The organism is Vallitalea pronyensis (genome assembly GCF_018141445.1).
Classification (GTDB): Bacteria; Bacillota; Clostridia; order Lachnospirales; family Vallitaleaceae; genus Vallitalea; species Vallitalea pronyensis.
In genome coordinates this window covers 1,719,388-1,740,989 of record NZ_CP058649.1, presented here as the reverse complement: position 1 = coordinate 1,740,989, position 21,602 = coordinate 1,719,388, and the positions used below count along the sequence as shown (strand labels likewise).

Below are 21,602 nucleotides of genomic sequence, written 5' to 3'. Positions count from 1 at the left end.
CGTCTTATTTTTGATCGTCATAAGGCATCTATCATCAATAGGCTCTATTAAAAATGAACTTCTAAAGCTTTATCTCATCTATCAATAACACCCTTATAAAAACCTCCACTGCTGGTTGTACTCCATATAATATCTGGATTCTTCAAATCAAAAGCCATATCCATAACTTTTGAAGAAAGTCCTAATCCTTTATTGATTTTTATCCATGACTTACCGCCATCTTCAGATAGATAAATACCTGAATTTACATTAAGAGGTCTTACATCACTTACCGCAACAAAGGTCATGATTCGATTGGGGTCTAATGGTGAAACGATTGTATTGACTACTTTTGGCATGTGGAAGATTTTTCCCCAAGTTTCCCCATCATCATCACTAACCCAAATACCTCCTCTTGAAGCTTCTTCGTATCGTTCCCCACCTGCGACATATATTCTGTTCGTATGAGGGTCAATGTTGATTTGATTGACTTGGATAACCTCTTCTGGGAATGACGCAACCACATTCCAGTTTGCACCTGAATCGGTTGTTTTATACAACCCGCCCTTTGTTCTCAGTATAAAGCGGTCATAAAAAACCCTGCCAGTACCTTCAGTTTTATAGCCACCTATTGTCACAGTTGTTTCATCTGCTCGTGTTGTAAACGAAACGCCTTCTGATAGATACTCTGAATGGGCACAAGCTGTTTCCCCAAGAACAGTACCATCTAATCCTTTCACCATAAGCTGACCAGTTTCACCAGCATCAGCTTTTACACAGGCGGAGAGGAAATATGGCGTATTGGGTTGTAAACCGGTGATTTTTTGTTCAAATCCAACCCCCTTACCAATAATGATGGCCGCATTTTGGGTATCGCGTTTACCGATGATTGCCTGATTCATATCATCTTGATTGCCTGTTAACGTCCAGTCAAGAAACTTAGATTCAAAGCTTGCATTCTTAATGGAAAGATTTCTTCCACTTGTCACACCAGCATATAGAATACGAGAATCTTTTGGGTCAAATTCTAAATCATTAACACTCTCACCATAGGGCAGACCATGGTTTACACGCTTCCATGTATAACCCCTATCTGTTGTTTTATAAATCCCTTTATTATCACCCTTAAAAGGATGACCTGCAGGTCCATTCACTATAACATCCGGTGCACAGAAATACATGGTATCTGTATCATTTGGATTAATGATAAGGGATTCTACATATATACCATTATAAGGTAAATTGGGTACTGGTGTCGAAATCGTTTCCCATGATTCCCCTCCATCAACTGATTTCATGAATTCCCCTCTATGGAGTTGTCTAAATGGTATCGTGTATAATTCATTTATATTATCGGGTGATATGGCTAAGGTTCCAGGTGATTCAGCTGCCCCTTGGAGGTATTTCACTGCTGCAGCACCTGGATAGATGCTATCACCATCCTGTGTTTTCTTCCAAAGTCTATTTTCACCGGATACGAAATAAACCAATTCAGGGTCTCGCGTATCCGTTATAATATTGCGTCCTGGCACATTACTACCACCTCGACCGACCCAGTTACCAGCTGGTGTACCATAAGAGTCTATTTGCTCCCAAGATTTACCCTGAGTATTTGATTTCACAAATGTGCGATACATGACATATATATCACCATCAATACTGATATCCAAATCTCTTGCACCTTGGGTAGTATAGATTTCTGGATAATGCATATCTCCTACATGATGATACCCAACATTCACGTTTGTTGGTTGATCTGGATTTCTTTTCGTCCAGAAATCATCATCTCTCTCCCAGCCTTTTCCTGTTCTTGTAGCAACAATCCACGTGTCACCACCATCTTCTGTCATCCATACATCACCAACGAAAAATGACGCATCATGCTTTGCATTGTGTGCAACAAAAATTCTGTCTGGATTGGTAGGGTCAACCACAATACGGTTAAAATTCTGTAGGATATTTGTTGGAAGCTTCGGGTATTGTGTTCTTGCTTGCTGGTCACTAATGCTAAAATTTAAATATTTACGTAAGGAAAAGTAGTACCAATTTTTAACATAATTGGATGCTGAAGTCTTCAAAACCGATTGTTGAAGTGCCTCTATATCCATAGCTAAATCGCCTGTTATACTCGTCCAACTGTCTCCTAAGTCCGTACTTTTGTAAATACCGCCTTTAGCTATAAGACTACCGTTGTTATCTCCCTCATATCGCACTTGGTTGATAATATAGATGGTATATTGCTGGGTTGTTTTATCGTAATAAAAAGACATATCTCTTACTAAATCATAGTCTTCACCATTACCAGATTCAATGGATTCTATTTTCGTAAAATTTGCTCCTGCATCTATACTTTTATAAAGTCCATAGGTAGTCACAATAAAGATCATGGATGAATCCTCTGGGTGGATGTAGATTTTACCGAACTCAGCTTTTGGATGAATACCTGTTGAATGAAGCAATGTCCATGTGGTACCTTGATCAGTAGACTTCCATAATTTGCCTGGATTCTTAGGATTCTTGCCATGCTTTTTGACATGGTTTCTATGGTTGCCTTTTACATCCCAAAAAACACCAGAGCCTAAGTACCATATGTTATCATCCTTAGGATCAACGGCAATAGCTCCTAAACAACTGCTTCCCCATTGATTTAATATGCCAAAACTGCCTTCTTTCGTGTAGTCATTCATGGGATGACCTTCCCAACTTGCACCTTTATCATATGTAATCCACAAACCTGCACGACTTGCTGCCATGCCAAAATTCTCATTTTGCCTAGAAAAATCTAAATCATAGACTCTTGTAATGTGATTTAAGTTACGTCCATCATCATCATCACCGTTGACTAAGTGGAAGGATTCTCCTCTATCTGTTGAACGATAGGAGTTGAACATATCTGGAAAATTAAACACCACATCAGGGTCTGTCGGATGTGTAAAGACAAATTCTGAGTACCCAGCATTACCAGGTGCAAATTGTGTCCACGTTACTGATTCATCTGATATTTTGGGTGTCGTAATAAGTTCCTTAAAGTATGGTGGAATGTTTTCAGCATGTGATTGCATGCCAACAAGTGTGATGAGCATGGTTACTGCTAGAAACCTTGAAAACCATTTTGAATACTTAATCTTACTTTTCTTCATATCCTATTACTCCATTCATATTATTCACTTCATTGTACACGCCAATTAAATATTCTTACAATTAAATGAACGTACACGAAATAGAGGTCAATTGAACTGTCCAATTACCACTTTGTGAACACGATAGCTACTCGAATTCTTCTCATATGACGTTCTAGTTAAGCACGCTAAGATAACCAGATTGACCGGCTGAAATATACACATCCGTCACTCTTATCAACAGAATATTATTTATGACAATGTACCATTAATAGTATATAGAAAACATTGTGAATTGTCAACAATAAACAATAGTAAGATAGACGCTTGCATTTTATTCGTGGTTTTCACTCCAGCAAAAAGCATTAGCCCATGTATTGACTTTACGCTTATAGGTTTCAACTATATGTTGATAATCATCTTGCTGACTTAAATCATGCATTTCTTTTACATCTTCTTTCATGTCAAACAGCTGGTATCTTCTTTCCCCATTAACATCATAGCGGATTACTTTATAGTTTTCATCTTTGTAAGCTTTCTGACAATCCAGATAAGCAAATTGAAGATGGTTTCTCTTTTCTGTACCATATAACGATATACCATCTACCGTCTTTGGTATAGGCAGATTACATATATCACATAAGGTTGGGAAAATATCCAATAGGTAGCACAAGGTATCATTTCGTTTACCTTTTTCAATCCCTGGTCCTTTCATGATCAACGGTACTCTTATACTGTGCTCATAGAGACTCTGTTTGCCCATTAACCCATGCTGTCCCACAGCAAGACCGTTATCGCCTGAAAAGATAAGGAGGGTATCTTCATATATGCCTTTATTTTGGAGTGCTTTGACAATTGCCCCCACGGTATCATCAATATGGGTTATCATGGCATAATAATCGGCAATGTGTTTTCTTATGGCCCTTTTTCGCCTTGGCCACCATTCCAATTTTTCATCACGACTATACAAATCCCCATTGTCAAAAGGATGCATGTCTAGATAGTTTTCTGGTAATGGGACGCTTTCAGAAGAATACATGTCTTCATACTGATCCGATGTCTGTCTAGGGTCATGAGGTGCTACCAAAGAAACATACATAAAAAAGGGTTCTTCTTCCGTTCTTTCCTCAATAAATTCAACCGCCGCATCCCTGAAAATGTCATTGGAATGCATACCGCAAACAGCTTGTCTCACACCTTCCTTATGCCCATTTTTATCAAGGATATAAGCGTTTTCATGTGGATAGGCACCTGTTGGGTCATAATCATGTAATGGGATATTAAAGTGGCCACCGTAGTTTTCATACCAGCCATTAGCGAATCCAAATATACGTTCTGCCGTATCAAAACTCCGATTAAAAGAGGCCCTATCTTGATGCCATTTTCCAATACCATGACTATGATAACCATGGTCTGAAAAATACCTTGGAAACGTTACATGTGCTTCTGGGATAATGGCCCCATTTCGACGGCCTTCCCCATGAAGATGATGTAGTTCTCTGCCTGTCAGTAACATGGCTCGGCTGGGCATACAGACTGCTGGGCTGGTTGCCCCCATGATATGAGCATTGGTAAAAGCCTCTCCTTCTCCACATAATTGGTCCAGATGAGGGGTCTTAATGTCATGGTTTCCTAAGCAGTTAATGGTATCTAACCGCTGATCATCAGCAAATATAAAAACAATATTAGGCTTTTTCATACCTGTACGATCTCCTTTCGACAATCCTTCTGTTTCGTATTAATCTTAATGCCTTCATAGTGTAGACCCTTGACATTTCTTGCAAATAAACCACTTGCAGGAAGATCACCTTCATATGTATAGGCTTCTGCTCGTGTATGTCCAAGATAAGGAATCTGTCTTTCTTCATAGGTACTGTTCCCGTAAACGGTATAATGAATATTTCTTAAGACAATATCTTCAATAGTATTTCCAGGTTCAGCATCTATAATCATACAGTTAGGCAGTGCATTATTATCGAAGGTTGTTGCATAGATATCACTGACGGTGATGCGACTAAGCTGACTTTTTGTGTTAATGGGTTCATCTGCATAATTTACATTCTCCCGATAATGGTTTAATGTGATAAAAAAGGGACGCCTCACTTTATCCATACTCAAATGACTGCAATGAATGTGATGAATCAAAGCACCTTCAGAAGATTGAATCTTAAGACCACTGCACGCAATATTTTTAAAGGAACAGTTGGATACAAAGACATGTTCAATAACCCCTGTACTTAATAAACCAATACGAATGCCTGCCCATTTACTTTCAAACACGTTATGGTCGATAAAGATGTTGGCACATGCATGAGATGTTGAGGAGTTTTGTACACAGATACAATCGTCACTGCAATTAAAGGTGGAATGATGGACAAACACATTTTCACAAGCATCAAAATCAAGCCCATCACCGTTCTTATTGGCTCGACTATGGATATCAATGTGACTAATTCTAATATGCTTGCACTGTATAAAGGCATTGGTCCAAGACGCAGGGTTGATCATTTTCACTTCTTCTATTCGGATATCCTCACATCCAAGATATCGGAACATCATTGGCCGATCACCCTTAAACGTTTCTCCTTGTCCGTCAAAAACACCGCCTACTATAGAAATGTGCTTGCAGTCTTTGGCAAAAATTAGACACCGATCCATATGGGTTTCATTTCTATACATCTGTTTATGGGTATCCTGGGTGTAATCGTTGATAGAAGCACTGCCTTGAATTATGGTTCTGTTGTCCAACCTAAGATGTACATTAGATTTTAAGTAAATGGTGCCGATAGGGTATACCCCAGCTTCAAAATAAATATGACCACCCCCATTATGACTACACGCATCGATGGCCTGCTGGATATCTTTGGTTCTTAATACCGAATTGCCCTTAGCTTTTAAATTAATATCCATTAGATTCCCCTCCATTTTCTATTGAATAACATGTGCATGCATTTTTTTTATACATACTTGCACTGATACCATAATACTGCCTAAAAGCCCTTGAAAATGCACTAATCGAGCTGTAACCAATGGCATCTGAAATCTGTGAAATGTTTTTATCTGTTTCTAGTAACTGTGATGCTGCATATTGCATCCTTATCTTCTTCAGATAATCGGAATAATTCTCACCTGTATGCTCCTTAAAGTATTGGGATAAATAAGTTTCTGACATATTAAACGTTAAAGATAACTTATTAAGATTAAGCATGGCGTCCGTGTAATTATCCTCTAGATAGGCTTTAATGGCTATTATCAAGGATTCATTTCGACTGTTTTTTCTTGCTTCCACAATATCACACAATTCATCATAATAACGAACAACTGGTTCACATTCATAGAGATCTGCTTTTCTTTGATGCTTGTGCATATGATTCACTCTACTACGGATACGGGTTAATACATGATTATCTAGAATGGACATGTTTTCAGCACACTTTAATATTGAACTGTAAACATTATACACGAACAGTTGGATCATTTCATAAGATAATGCCTTGGCTATAAAATTCTCTTCATATAACCCCTCCACAAGTTCTTTTATGCTCTCCTTATCACCGGATGCTACATAATGAATAAGCTTTGTATCTGTATCAGAAGGATAATAATATACGTGATTATTTCTTATAATATCCGATGAAAACATTAGAATGGTTTGATTACTGTATTCAAGATAATTAATGGCTTGATTGGCCTCTTCGTAGGATTTGGACATATGAAGCAGACTATCATAGACTTCTCCTACACCAATATACACACGATGTGCGATATACTCACTGTTTTTTATATGGTGAAACCCCTCCCGCAGTTCATGAATAAACCTGTCCTTTTCCGATCCTGCATAACTATGAATAACGGTTATTCTTCCCGTTTCCGATTGGTGGATATGTTTGTTGCCTTTTATATACTTATTAATTAAGTCTTCTAATAGTAATTGCTGTAAATTCAAAGCCTCCACCTTCTTATCCATGCGAACATCTTGTGTTGTATTCATCACAAAAGTGGATACTGCAAAATAATGACCACTTATGTTAAGATCCATATAGTCTGCAACCAAATTGATTTCTTCTAAAGAGTGACTATTACCTTTTAAGATATTTTCAAAAAAAGCACTTCGAATTAAGGGGATCTGATTGTCTAAACGTTTTGTAAGAGCCGCATTGTTCTGTCGTATATGGTCTAAATACTTTTCTAATGTATGATAAACATTACCTGATTGCGCACCATGCATTGGTGCTTGTTTACTTTTAATACAATCTAAGATATTTTGCAAAGGTTTAGAACGTTTATATGCAACAGAAAATGAAAACATCATACCAACAATGAGATATATCATTAAGGCTAGCATCATAATTTTTCTAAAGTGAATAACTTTGCTATGTACAATCTTTTCAGGCTGAGCAACGATAAATTCCCATCCTCGATTCTCAGATATGACCTTCGTGACAATCATTCCTGTTTTATTATCCAAATCTTTTGTTACATGCTCGTTACCATGATATGCATGATTAACATCTTGTGAAGGTAACTGTATCCATAATCTTTCTCGATCATCTTTTACATGGATATAACCACCATCTGAAATATCAACACTGCTAAAAAGATTTTTGATATGGGCAGTATCCAATAAGAATACAATGGCATCATTGTTACGGGAATGAAAACTTATTTTATGAACAAAGGCCAACACATCTTTCTGGACCCCGTCTATACTTACCTTACCCATAGGGATAAAACCTCTACCCTTAATTAACGCTATTTCATCCATTAGCTGCTGATATGTGATGGTAATGTCATCAAAATACGATGCAAAGAAAGTCTCCCTCTTATAGATGGTAGTTGGTGTGATGATGGCGTTATTCTCTTGATACATAATAGAAAAATCTAATACCAACTTATTATAGATCTTATATTTTTTCATCTTCTCCGATAACCCATAAAGTTTGATGACGTTATGGTGTAGAAAGGGCTTGCTAATAAATCTCAGATTCTCGATATCTGAATCGTTGCTTATACGGTATGCCATATCATATATTTCCGTCATATCATCATCTATAATTTGACTGATTTGTTCTAGGGATAGTTTATTGTTCTTAACAACCTCTTCTTCCATCATCTTCAGGGTACTATGATAGAATATCATATACGTAAAAACAGATAAGATGAAAATCAGTAAGTATGGAATAATAAATCTTAACAGAACTTGATGCTTTACATCTATATCTTTCATAGAATCCTCCTTACCATACATATCATAAAGGTTCAGCTCAAACATAAAAGGTTATGGCTAAAAAGTCACAAACAACGTTCATTGTGTTACATCATTTCTGAAAGATATTTGATTTTTCTATGTATAAACGTTAGGAGTCTTCCATGATATCTTCTTTGACAACTTCTAGGCGACAATCTTCTTTCTTGAGCCTAATCACATTGTTCTCTAAAGTGATATTTTTCCCATGGCGAAGGAAGAAACCATATGCAGGTAATATGCCAAAATTTCCGAATTCGGGATATCTATCCTCCATTTCAGGTACTTGATACGCTTCACGAATCGTTTTTACCCCTCCAGGCATGGACAAGTCACATGAACGTATGATAATATCTTCTACAGGTTGTTCCAGTATCCCCGAAATAACAACACATCCTTTGGCATCATCCAAACCGTTTGTGCCGTTTCCAACTGCTTCAATGACATCGCCGCAAACATGTTCAATGATGACTTGCTTAATGGTTCCTGGCTCTGAACGGGCTTCATTAAAATAGGTGTTTAAGCGGTTACCTGAAGCAACAAAAATGGGGCCTGTACATCGAAGCAAATTGATTCTTCGGATTTTGACACCTTCCACATGTCCACCATCTACTGGTACGATTTTAATTGCACAGCCTTTAATATCATAAAAAAAACAGTCTTCTACTTGAATATCTCTAAAATCACCGACTGATTCTGTACCTATTTTAAACCCGCTCCAGTGAGATGAGATAACACAATGCTTAACCACAATATGCTCACAGGGCTCATCCTTGGTTGTCTTCAAACATATGGCGTCATCGCCAGTATTAATATAACAGCTTTGAATCAGAACATGACTGCATGCATCAATATCAATGCCATCATTATTGCGATTGACATGATTATCAATGGTTACATGGCTGATGGTAATGTTCCTGCTACTGTGAAGATGCAGGCACCACGCACCTGCATCCCTTAGAGTGATACCCTCTATGTCAATATCTTCACATGCTATAAATCTTACGAGGAAAGGTCTTATAGGAAAGCTATCTTCTTCTGGTACAAAACCATGGCCTCTACCACATATACACCCTTCACCTTTTACATGAACATCCTTCACCTGAAACCCAAGCAGCAAACAACGTCCTCTTTTCTGTCCAACAGCATCGGTAAAATCTGCCTGGGTCTCTACATAATCATTGATGACATCACTCCCCAAAAGAACAGCATGTTGTTTGATGTTCAGTGTCATTTTGCTTCTTAGATACACCGTACCACATTGATAGACACCCTGTGGTATGATGACTTCTCCATCTGTGTTGCTGCAAGCGTCCATGGCATCTTGTATGGCTTGCGTATCATCTGTTAGGCCATCACCTATTGCCCCAAAATCTCTAACGTTATATATCATGTTATACACCCCTTGATTTTTTATGGTGTTATCAAGACCTTCGTCCTATACATGGTTGCCTGTTACGCCTAGCTTATTACCTAGTCTCGTTACTATTCATATTAACAGAGACTTATCTTTAATTCAAATAATTGTCTAACTTTTTTACTTCCCATAGCGTTGATTGTAAGCATCTTGTACGATTTCAATATAGCGCTTTAAACCAATGTTCTCTAATTCTTGAAGATAGTTATCCCAATCTTTCTTAATATCCGCATCATTAAACACAAATCGAACCAGCATTTCATCCACATATGTCTTGATATTGGTTTGAAGATCCACTAACTCTGTTGCAACGTCTTCAGGGTAGATTAAATCCCTTGGTAGCATTTCACCATCATCCGCTGCATAGGGAAGGTAATGTTCTTTTGTTGCACGATAGAGAATCGACTCAATATGAGGTAGATCAAAAACTCTTCCAATACGGAAGGATAACGGTTGTAGTTCTGGTATGGATTGAGCCCATGTTGTGTTTCTCTCAGGTGTTTGCATAATTTTGATGACACCCTGCTTCCCATCTAACCCTTGTTCACCGTCTTCAGCATGTCGCCAATCTGTACCTTCGATACCATACTGGGCCATACGATTCACATCTTCTCTTAATAAGAAATCAATCACTCTAAATGCCACATCAGGGTGTTTGCATCTATCCGTTATGTAGGCTCTGTACTGGTCAAAGGCTGTTTCATTATAAATATTCTTTCTTCTGCCAGTTGGACCTTCAAGAATAGGGACTGGTACATATTCCAGCCATCTTCCACTATCTCCATTCACCTGTGTAAACTCGCTTACTGCTCCAGCTGCTGCTGCTCCAAGTATAGGGACTTCACTTTCTCCCATGAGTTTTAATTGTTTGCTATCTTGCGTACAGCTTTCAGGTGCAATAAGTCCTTCATTGTATAATTGATGCATATACTCAATACCCTGTCGCCATCCTTCTGTATTAAAAGATGCATAAACGGTGTTGCCATCTAAATATAAGTTATCTCTACCGGATGTATTGTTAAAAGCGAAGGCATTCATCAGAAATTTATCCACTTGGGTTTCCCAACCTTTCGCTGCGCCTGCAAGGGGTACTTCATCAGCTATACCATTACCATTGGGGTCTTGTTCTTTAAATGCCTTAAGTACATGATAAAATTCTTCTGTTGTTTGAGGTACCTCAAGGCCTAAAGTGTCCAACCAAGGTTTATAAATCCACATCTTATTTTTTGCTTTTGTATGGAAAGACTCCACAAAATTAGTAATACCGTACATGTTACCATCGTTTAATGAAAGATAAGCTATAATCTCTTCTTCTGAACCATATTCTTTGATAGCAGCTTTTATACCATCCCCATAGGTTGCATATAAATCATTCAATGGTATCAGCATACCATCTTGTGCATACATGGTCTGCTCTGCTCGAGGTATATCCAATCCAAGAATAATATCCGTATAATCACCACTGGTCATCATAATGTTAAATTGTTCTTCAGAATCGACATGATTTAATACATTAAACTTTAGACGAACACCCGTCTGTTCTTCAAGATATTTTGTAAATACATTGTTTTCATAATCATCTGTATTTTTGTTATGGACGGTTACGGTTAATGTGACTTCTTCACCTTCTTTTACAATGGGAAACACGCCTTTAGGTGTACATATTGAACCCTTATCACCGGTCTCTTTTTTTTGGCTGCTGCTTTCTTCTGTATGTCCACCACACCCTGCAAGTATTAATACCATCACCAGCAGTACACTTGTTAAATCTGTTAATCTTTTTCGCACTTGTACGTCCTCCTTATCTATTACATGATATTTCTTATTACGGTTAAAGCATATAGCGCCTCAAGCTTCCAACCGCTATCTTACCCTTTTAATGAGCCCACCATCACGCCCTTGACAAAATGTTTTTGTACAAAGGGATAAATAATGAGAACAGGAATGCTTGAGACAATCATGAGTGCATACTTTAATAACTCCTGTAAGTTCTGCTTCTCAATCATATTCTCTATATCTGTAAACATACTTTCATCCGTTTGATTCTCAACTAATATTTGTCTTAATACCAGTTGCAGCGGGTATAACTTTGTATCTTTTAAATATAACATCGCACTGAAGTACTCATTCCAATGCCCTACTACATAGAACAAGGTTATGACTGCAATAATTGATTTGGATAAGGGCAGTACGATTCGCCATACGAACTGAAAATCATTGCACCCATCTAATTGAGCCGATTCTAAAATTTCTTCTGGTATACTATTTTGAAAAAATGTTCTGGTGATAATGACGTTGTATACCGATAATGCACCAGGTATTAATAAAGCCCATCTTGTATGGTGAAAGAGCTTTGTCACCAGCAAATAAGTTGGAATTAAGCCTCCACTAAAAATCATGGTAAAAGTCAATACAAACATAAAAAAATTTCTGAACCTAAAAGACTTTCTTGATAATGGATAAGCCGCTAGAATAGTAAAAACCACATTAATGCTTGTACCTACACCAGCATAAAAAATGGAATTAGCATAGCCTGTCCATACGCCATGATGTTGAAGGATGGTTTGATAACCTTTTAACGTAAAACCTACAGGCCATAAAAAGACCTTTCCACTAATGACAGCTTCAGCGGAACTAAAGGATGCACTCACCACGTATAGAATAGGGTACAACACGGCTAAAAAAAACAATGTTAATAGGATGAAATTAACGATTCTAAAAATCCGGTCACCTTTTGATTCTTTACTCTTTACAAGCATCTCGTTATCACCTCCTGTTGTTTACCATAAGCTGGTTTCACTATAGCGTTTTGCAAAACGATTAACAAGTATAAGAATCACTAAACTAATGACCGATTTGGATAGGCCTATGGCCGTCGCATAGCCAAAATCTGGGCGACCAGCTTGCAAGCCTACTTTATAGACATAGGTAGCAATGGTTTCAGATGTTCTTAAATTCATGGGGTTTTGTAGCAACAGGATTTTCTGGAACCCTACATCCAGAATATGTCCCATCCGCATAATTAAAAGGATAATCGCTGTGGGCATAATACCAGGAATATCAATGTGCCTAATCCTTTTTATCAAGGACGCACCATCCATAATAGCTGCTTCATGGAGTTCTGGGCTGACACCTGCCAAAGCAGCCAAATAAATAATGGATCCATAGCCTAGATTCTGCCAAACGCCTGACCATACATATACGCTTCCAAAGAGACCTGGTTTACCCATAAAGTCAATGCCTTGACCACCCAAAGCAACGATTAGTGCATTCACCATACCGTATCTTGGATTGAGAAATTGCAAAATAATACCTACCATGACCACCACTGAAATAAAATGAGGCATATATGTGACCATCTGTACCAATTTCTTGTACGTTTTTTTTCGTGTATAATTCAGACTGATGGCCAATATAATGGGTAATGGAAATCCTGCAATGATGGCATATAACGATAACCTTAAGGTATTAAACACGACTCTATTAAATTGATAAGATTTAAAAAAACGCAAAAAATGGTCCAATCCAACCCACTCACTACCCCAGATTCCTTTCGATAATTTATAATCTTTGAAAGCTATTTGAGTACCCAACATGGGATAATACTTAAAGATCAATATATACATTAATGGTAATAGAAACATAACATATAGTTGCCAAGAAGACTTGAAGGACATGAATATCTTGTTGAGATATAGCTGCTTCTTTTTTGATCCTTGACTGAATGGTACAATGTGTTGATTCATTTGCATCACCCCCTTTTATATTCTCTGGACACATGGTGCATCCTTGCAATGTAAGTATATGTTAGGGTTATGCAAAAAAGCTAGAGACAATAAGATTATTTTTTTACATTACTTCATATGGCCATCATATAGCTTTTAACATGTTCTTCAGACTTTTGCATTTCTTAGGATTTTAATCATTTAGTAGAACAAACATGCTTAACGCCTAAAGATATAAGCATCAAAAAAAACGTCTCTCATCTATAACAGAGAGGCGTCAGTTAAGATACAGCAATAGCCTATCCTATGAATAGGATAGGCTATTGGTAGTTGGATATTATTTTTTAATCATTAATCAACAACAAGACCCATTGTGTTGACTCACTGGGTAAGGTCTTTTCCAATGTCTTTTAAAATAATCATCTTCATCTAAAGACGTTGTTTTATCGACTATCTTGTCCATATTAGCTTCATAGATGGATTCAACAATCCTTTTTTGCATATAGGCATCAAGTTTTTTGAAGATGTCCATGTTTTCTTGGGTATAGGCAAGATTAACCTGCTCATAAGGGTCTTTGTTTAAATTGAATAACTGTGTTAACCCCTTCTTATACCGACATAATTTCCATTCATTCATTCTTGCCATATACCCAATATCTGTAGCACCAAATAGCATACGTTCTTCGGTACTCTCCTTATAGCAGGATAAAATTTTTGAATCCTCTGTCTCAATATCTTGAATGCCTTCTATACCTGCAATCTGCAAGATGGTTGCCCGAATATCCGTCAGATTGACCACCTCTTTTTTCCTTGTGCCTGATGCTTGTACTGTAGTATCTTTAATAATTAGAGGTACATGAATAGATGGTTCATAATAATAGTGTTTGCCTATTAAACCAAAATCACCGACGAAATCCCCATGGTCTGAGGCAAATATAATCACCGTATTATCATAGATGCCTTTTTTCTTCAATGCTTCAACAATATAGCCCACACACACATCAACATCATGGATACAAGCACTATAATGAGCCTTTACTTTTTTCTTTTCTTCTTCCGTGAAAGAGGAGTAATCCACCTGAGCCCAAGGTTTTTTATAGGCGTTGACAAGACGTTCACGAAAAGACATGCTTTCAGGTGTTTCTGGCACAGAATCGGGCATTTCAGAAGATTGAAAGTGTTCAGCAAAAGATACATCTGGGTCATAGGGGCAATGAGGGGATAAAAAACCTACCATCATGGCAAAGGGCTTGTCATCACTAGAGGCTCCAATGGTGTCACATGCCTGCCTTGTTATCCACTGGTCCGCTTGATCTTCCAGTTTAAAAGGATTCATCATGGCACCCTTTCCTTCTGCATACCCTTCACAATCTATTCCTCTGTATTTTTTTAAACCTTTTGATGTCAGGTAGTCTGCATAATCATCTTCTACAAGATAATGCCTTTTATCTTCACTGATAATGCGCTTATCAAAACCTTCCATTGTATCCCATGGATAAAAGTGCATTTTACCCACAGCAATGGTATCATACCCATTATCCGATAGTATCTGTGGCCATGTTTCAATACCGCATGCGCCATGATCGGGTCTTAACCAGGTGCTGTTTTCCAATACACCATTTACAATCGCATTTTTTCCCGTTAATAATGACGCTCTTGCTGGTACACATAATGGACTGGTTGAACAGGCATTTTCATACACAACACCTTCACCAGCTAATTGGTCAATATTAGGGGTTTTTGCAAAATCTGCACCATAACACCCTAAGTAATCCGCTCGCATTTGATCTGGAAAAATAAAAACAATGTTTTTCATGATCCGTCACTTCCTTTCATTGATATAGTACAAAAATCATCCTACCTACATATAGGATAGATTAAACAGTATACATATATCAATGAATAAATCACATAAATTATTGCACGAATTACAGGTCAATGATGGTCATCCATTACTCTTCTGGACTGGCGCTTTTCCATGCCTTATCCAGTACATCTGAATCCATATCAAGATCAAATGTCATCAATTCTTCAAGATTTTCCATTTGCTGCTGATATACAGAAATATAGTTGTCCATATCTTCTTGGTGTCTCTTATACAGTTCTTGAACCATGTCTTCATTATGCTTTCTAAAAATCCTCATCAAACGATAGGCATCATATGGGTCCATACCTAACAGTTGCAAGATGTCCTGTCCTAACATTAAAGCGCTGCCAAAAGACTCTCTTCTGATCTTATCTACATGGATATCCATCAGTTCATATGTTGCTTCCAAATCCGATGCATTGGCTACAATTTTTAAATTTGGATAGTGCTTGTGAACAATATCCACAAGTTTTTTTGTGATTTCCACATCCCCCATTGTCAAAATCAGCAGTTCAGCTTCTGGTGCTCCTGCTGCTTTTAATAAATCAAGTCTCGTAACATCCCCATAATAAACCTCAAAGCCGAATTTTCTTAAGACATCTACTTTGGCAGCATTATTATCCAATATGATGGGTTTGACGCCTGCTGAAATCAGAAAACGTCCGATATCCATGCCAAGCTGTCCAAATCCTGCCAGAATAACCTGTTTTCCTTTTTCATCAATGACATCCATTTGTTGGTTAATTTCATCTGTCTTTCTAGAATACAAGAACTTTTCATTTACTTTGAATAAAAGGGGTGCTAAAAACATGGATATGACAACGGCTGAAATAAATGGATCTGTGATCTCTGCTCCCAACACACCATTGGTTTTTGCGAATTGGAATAACACAAATGCGAATTCTCCACCTTGGGCCAGTGACACTGCAAAAATAATTCTGTTCTTTTTAGCTACTTTAAAAACATAAGCAACAAGAAGCAATATCACAAATTTAATCACCATTAGTCCAAAAGCTATACCAATAATCATAAGCATATTGTCACCTATTAGTTTAAAATTCAAACTTGCACCAATGGATATGAAAAAAACGCCAAGTAACAATCCTTTAAAAGGTTCAATGTCACTTTCAAGTTCATGCCTATACTCATTATCCGCCAAAACAACCCCTGCGATAAAGGTTCCAAGTGCTGGTGACAGTCCAACAATGGTCATTAGCAAGGAAATTCCCACAACCATAGCCAACGCTGCACCTACAAAAATTTCTCTTACATGAGTTTGAGCAATGACTCTAAAAAGCGGTCGACTTATATATTTCCCAACAACAAAAACAATCAAGAGGGATGCTAAAATGATGATGAACTGAGAGGTTCCCGTAAATTGAGAAATGTCAATGAATAGTGTTTTGCTATGACTTGCTTCTTGACTTAAATCTGTGGCTAAAAAAGGCATAAGAGCAAGTATGGGTATAAAGGCTAAATCTTGAAGCAACAGTACAGAAAATATGGATCTGCCTGCTGTCGTGTTCATCATCTGGTTTTCTCTTAGGATCTGTACGACAATAGCTGTTGATGACAAAGCTAATGTTAAACCAACTGCTAAAGCTTGCTGCCACGGTAAAACCAAAAAGGTCACGGATCCTATAACAAGGGCTGTGACAATAACTTGAGCACCACCTGTCCCAAGAATAGGCATACGCATTTGCCACAACATGGAAGGTTTTAACTCCAGTCCTACCAAAAACAGCATCATCACAACACCAAACTCCGTAATATGCATGACCGATTCTACATCAGCTATGAGAGATATACCAAAAGGACCAATGACAATTCCTGCGCTCAAGTATCCTAGAACCGAACTAAGACCTAGCTTTTTAGCAATGGGAACAGCAATGGCTGATGTAACAAAGAATATGAACAGTTGCAATAAGAATACTTCCATGGTTTACTCCTTTCCTATAATGGCGTCTAAATGGGTGCTGCAGCATGGTATCTCTTTTGCCATATCTAAATTCAAACGGTTATCCCTTAACGCGACAATAAAACGGCGATAATTTTCTGCATGAAAGCGGATTTCTTCATCTGGTAATCCTCTATGAATACCCAATATAGTAAAGGGTGAAATGGATGCCATCTTACATAGGTTGGCAGTGGCTCTAAAGGGTGATGTTAACTCTGCAATGGTATATCTGTTCATACCATCTGCTTGATAGGATGCCGCATCTCCCCCTGCTGTCAACGTTTGAACAAAAAGTTTATCTTTTAACGCAGTTGCCATGGCACCGTATGCCCAACCGTGTTCCAATACCAAGTCAAACCACTCTTTGACAATAGAAGGTGCTTGATACCAATAAAAGGGATGCTGAAAAACAATCACATCATGTGCTTCACATAGCCCCTGTTCTCTGCTAATATCAATCATAAAATCCGGATAATGATCGTAGAGATCATTAATCGTAACACCATCCAGATTTTCCACCATCTTCCTTAAAGCTATATTTATTTTTGATTTTGATTTTGCTGGATGTGCAAAATTTATTAATATCTTCTTTGTTGTTTTCATAAGGTAATCTACTTATCCTCCTTTATCAACAAATGCATCATAAATGGTTATACAGTACCATTATATAGATATTTTTAAAGGTGAACAAGTACTGAGATGATGACATGTACTTGTTCACCTTCATAGATAACACTTTCCAGTAGGATGTCTTTTATAAGTTTACCTTATTTTATGAGGGTTAACACCATATATACCTTACATTAAAATAATTTTTGGCTGCTGTCTCATTTAATCATATATTTTTTTGAATGATTTAACATCTGCATAGGGACAGCTATCTTAACTTTATTTTTTTATACATATTTTCGTGAATTCTAACATCAGCTTCTTTTACGAGCTGATCAATCAATTGTTGGTATGTTTCATCTATATAACTTGACTGCACGTGATACATGACTTCATCCAAAGGGCGATAGCCCTGAGGTTCAATAGCCACAACTTTAATGATGGCTACCGAATCTTTATCCTCTATAATTGAACTCACTTGACCGATTGTTAATGTTTTGCTGATGTCATATACATGGTCCACACGCTCTTGAAGATTTGGGTCATTTTTATCAAATGTGACTTCTTCATATGTCATGTCTAAATGATCCGTATGCTTATATTTATTTAAAAAATCATCATAATAGACACCATGAGCCCATTGGTCTTTCATTATCTTTAACTGCTCTTGGCTTTTTTCCTTAATCTTTTGGTCATCATGTCCTGCTTCATCAAGTAGTGAGATGGCTATTTTATGTATCCTTATCTGGTCTTCTAATCGATAGGTTTCTTTTCTGTCTTCATAAAAATGTCTTAATGTTTCCATGCTGATGTTTTCTTCCATCATGAGCTGCTTCACTCTGAGAACCATATTGGAATGGATATATTGAAAATAACCACTTTCACTATATGTGGTTGGTCCGTAGATCACCTGATTGTTGGCAACAGCTTCTTGCCTTCTTTTATTTTCATTTTTTAGTTTCTTTAAAAAATGGGCATCATGAATATTATCCATCACCCCTTTTTCTCTTGCTAATAGCTGCTCAACTTTTATACGAACGATGGTATCTAACGCACGTTTTCGAGCAATTTCAATGGGTACTTCTCCCTCATAGTTATGTGTCCAGAAATCCTTATTATCGCTGGCACCGTATTTTCGTTGAAAATAGCTATACACGTCACTTCGTTGTTTGGATAATACTTGCTTAAATTCTCTTTGGGTAACCGGTTCATGATTAACGGTCACAAGGGTTGCATCCCATCCAGAATAACTCACGCTGTTAACCCTCCAAATGAGTATCATCACTGTAAACATACTGATGGATAAGACGATTATTTTTTTACCACTTGGTATTGTTTTCATATAAGACTCCTTAGTGAATGCGTTAAAATCGAATAAACAGACCCACCTCATAAAGAGGTTTGTCTGTTTACGCATCATTTTTAGTGGGTTATAACCAAGGTTGGCTTATTAGCCGTTGCTTCCTTACTGTTGTATTTTCCATATACCAATGTAGCAGCAGGGTCATTAATACCTATGGTCACAATTGAATCGCCTGATAGCTGGTTGTTCACATAGGATGTGATATCCCATACCACATATTGTCCAGCACTTGACACCGTTGCAGCTGTTATACTTCCTCCCAATGCAGGTGCATTATTCCACGTTATACTGCTCTCTGCCCAGCTGTCATCATGCACCTCATAGGTTGTAGGTGCATATGTACCACTGGTGGAATTGACATAAACTTTCAGCTTAGCACTTGTTATGGTACTTAATCCTTTACCATTTAAGTCAAACTTGAAATAAGCTTTTCTGCTATAAGAGTCATTGGATGGGGATTGCTTGATTTGAATTTCTGCATCTGCCCCATAATTCTGAGTGGCATATTGACCACCTCTTACATAAGCATCTTCATCTGCTATAAAGCTCTCTTCAGAAGGTGGGGTACTATCACTGGGGTACTCGTGGGCACCTCTATCCGGTGCTCCTTTATATAGAACGTTACCCCAATAGTCTTTCCCTCCATTATCAGCAATACTTATGCCAGAATTGATAGCAGGAGAACTGCTGGTTAATTGATAGCCATCACATGAATCAATGCCATATGTTGCTGATCCAGGGTTGACAAATAGTGGATCGACTGTTAGCTTATGGGTGTCGTTGGGTTCATTGGATGGATGATTGCCATAATAAAGGTTGTAATCAATGGTTCTATTATAATCGTTATTAGCCGTATAAAAATCATACGTAGCTGAAGAGCTTTCATTATAGATAATGTTATTCATAAAAGAATATTTTCTTGGTCCATTACCGCCCTTGTGTCTTTCATAGAGAATGGTTGGAGAGCGGTGAGCACCAATATACACCGTATTATTGTAGATGTCGATACCATTATTAGGGTAATTTACCACAAAAATACCGCCTTTGTCATTTTGACTGATGTTATAACGAACTTTGATACCACTGTCATTTACTGCTGTACAAGCCCAAAATAAACCATGATGATTGTTGTGGCTATAACTGTACTGCCATATTGTATTGGGGCTTTCTAAATCCGCATCATACATACAGCCATCATAGTTACTGGACCCGTTATCATATCCTTCATTATATTGCATCACTGTACCTGTACACGTACGGGTAAAAATACTATTACCTGTAAGGGACCGAACAGCATTATCTGAAACAACATTGTATTCCACTAGACCGTTTTCATCATTTCTTAAGATGATACAGTTTTTTCCAATATCATGGATGATGTTATTGCGAATAACCAAATTGGTGAATTTTCGTCTTTCAAAATTCACTTGCCCCGGATAGTTCAATGCACTTGGATCGTCATTATGAATATCCACCGTTTCCGTGACAATTCCTTGATTATCCACCGTATAAATATGGCAACCTTCAATGAGAACACCATCATATCTTGTATCCACCAGATTATCCGCTGTAACACGAATGGATATGCCTGCTGTCCTTTTCGCTTCTTTCGTGCTTCCAGTCATGCCTTTTACATGATGAATGGTAAGGTTTTTTAGGTGGACATGATGCAGTAGTCCTGCATTGGCAGCTTCCACATAGACACCTCTTCTGTCTCCTTCAGAAGCAGCATTATTGGTAATCTCAAGGTTATTAAGCTCAATGTATTCTGTATTATAGAGATAAACAACACCTTCACCAACCAAACCATTCCCATTAATTAAGGGCTTGTCTCCTGAACCATATTGATCAATGACGATGGGATTCATACTTGTTCCAGAATCATCCAATGTCAGTTGTCCAGTCCATATGCCTCCTGCTTTAAATAAAATCCTATCACCTGGATTGAAGTTCATGCTGTTTACTTTTTGAAGGGTTTTCCAAGGTGCAGAGGTTGACGTGCCGCTATTACTATCATTACCACTGGCAGAATCCACATAATAGGTGCTGCCAGCTGCATGACTTACAACAGGTATCACTGCACCGTATAAACTAAAAATTAAAACAGTCCCCATCAATAGTGAAAGAAATTTTCCTTGACCCTTTTTTATTATTCTTTTCATTGTTTCAACTCCTTTAGATTCATATTGTTATCCCTTTAAGTGAATCTCTTTGAGTCATTTAAGCCTTTTCTGTCTTATGTATGCCATTAACATGTCCCTTATCTCAGAACTTAAGATGCCTTAGTCCCCCATCACCTCTTAATATAATAGAGGATAATG

At 37.6% G+C, this 21,602-nt stretch carries 13 protein-coding genes; all 13 read right to left on the bottom strand.

From position 1 onward, the window contains the following. Window positions 1-74: 74 nt before the first annotated feature. The gene (locus tag HZI73_RS07315) at window positions 75-3,119 is read right to left on the bottom strand and encodes a WD40/YVTN/BNR-like repeat-containing protein (RefSeq protein ID WP_212697598.1); all 3,045 of its coding nucleotides are present in this window, start codon (window positions 3,117-3,119) and stop codon (window positions 75-77) included. Window positions 3,120-3,432: 313 nt separating this feature from the next. Beyond that, window positions 3,433-4,797 (bottom strand): sulfatase-like hydrolase/transferase, encoded by a 1,365-nt coding sequence (locus HZI73_RS07310; RefSeq protein ID WP_212697597.1) that lies wholly within the window; start codon window positions 4,795-4,797, stop codon window positions 3,433-3,435. Further along, window positions 4,794-6,008: a glycoside hydrolase family 28 protein gene (locus HZI73_RS07305; protein WP_212697596.1), complete on the bottom strand. Its 1,215-nt coding sequence runs from the start codon at window positions 6,006-6,008 to the stop codon at window positions 4,794-4,796. Before HZI73_RS07305 ends, HZI73_RS07310 begins: the two co-directional genes overlap by 4 nt. Further along, window positions 5,998-8,325 carry a helix-turn-helix domain-containing protein gene (locus HZI73_RS07300; protein ID WP_212697595.1) on the bottom strand — a complete coding sequence of 776 codons (2,328 nt, stop codon included), beginning with the start codon at window positions 8,323-8,325 and terminating at the stop codon, window positions 5,998-6,000. Before HZI73_RS07300 ends, HZI73_RS07305 begins: the two co-directional genes overlap by 11 nt. Window positions 8,326-8,455: 130 nt before the next feature. Continuing rightward, window positions 8,456-9,736 carry a glycoside hydrolase family 28 protein gene (locus HZI73_RS07295; RefSeq protein ID WP_212697594.1) on the bottom strand — a complete coding sequence of 427 codons (1,281 nt, stop codon included), beginning with the start codon at window positions 9,734-9,736 and terminating at the stop codon, window positions 8,456-8,458. A 144-nt stretch (window positions 9,737-9,880) separates the two neighbouring features. Then, window positions 9,881-11,548, bottom strand: a complete 1,668-nt coding sequence (locus HZI73_RS07290; RefSeq protein WP_212697593.1) for a type 2 periplasmic-binding domain-containing protein — start codon at window positions 11,546-11,548, stop codon at window positions 9,881-9,883. A gap of 80 nt (window positions 11,549-11,628) precedes the next feature. Beyond that, a complete protein-coding gene (locus HZI73_RS07285) occupies window positions 11,629-12,519 on the bottom strand; it encodes a carbohydrate ABC transporter permease (protein WP_212697592.1) in 891 nt (296 codons plus the stop codon). 21 nt (window positions 12,520-12,540) lie between these two features. Continuing rightward, entirely contained in the window at window positions 12,541-13,506 is a 966-nt protein-coding gene (locus tag HZI73_RS07280) for an ABC transporter permease (RefSeq protein ID WP_212697591.1), read from the bottom strand. A gap of 334 nt (window positions 13,507-13,840) precedes the next feature. After that, window positions 13,841-15,301 (bottom strand): sulfatase family protein, encoded by a 1,461-nt coding sequence (locus tag HZI73_RS07275; RefSeq protein ID WP_212697590.1) that lies wholly within the window; start codon window positions 15,299-15,301, stop codon window positions 13,841-13,843. 136 nt (window positions 15,302-15,437) lie between these two features. After that, the gene (locus HZI73_RS07270; protein WP_212697589.1) at window positions 15,438-17,291 is read right to left on the bottom strand and encodes a monovalent cation:proton antiporter-2 (CPA2) family protein; all 1,854 of its coding nucleotides are present in this window, start codon (window positions 17,289-17,291) and stop codon (window positions 15,438-15,440) included. Between the two features lie 3 nt (window positions 17,292-17,294). Continuing rightward, window positions 17,295-17,912, bottom strand: coding sequence for an NAD(P)H-dependent oxidoreductase (locus tag HZI73_RS07265; RefSeq protein WP_212697588.1), 618 nt, complete (start codon window positions 17,910-17,912; stop codon window positions 17,295-17,297). A gap of 274 nt (window positions 17,913-18,186) precedes the next feature. Beyond that, window positions 18,187-19,260: a foldase protein PrsA gene (locus HZI73_RS07260; RefSeq protein ID WP_212697587.1), complete on the bottom strand. Its 1,074-nt coding sequence runs from the start codon at window positions 19,258-19,260 to the stop codon at window positions 18,187-18,189. 80 nt (window positions 19,261-19,340) lie between these two features. After that, the gene (locus HZI73_RS07255; RefSeq protein ID WP_212697586.1) at window positions 19,341-21,443 is read right to left on the bottom strand and encodes a CBM96 family carbohydrate-binding protein; all 2,103 of its coding nucleotides are present in this window, start codon (window positions 21,441-21,443) and stop codon (window positions 19,341-19,343) included. Window positions 21,444-21,602: the final 159 nt, after the last annotated feature.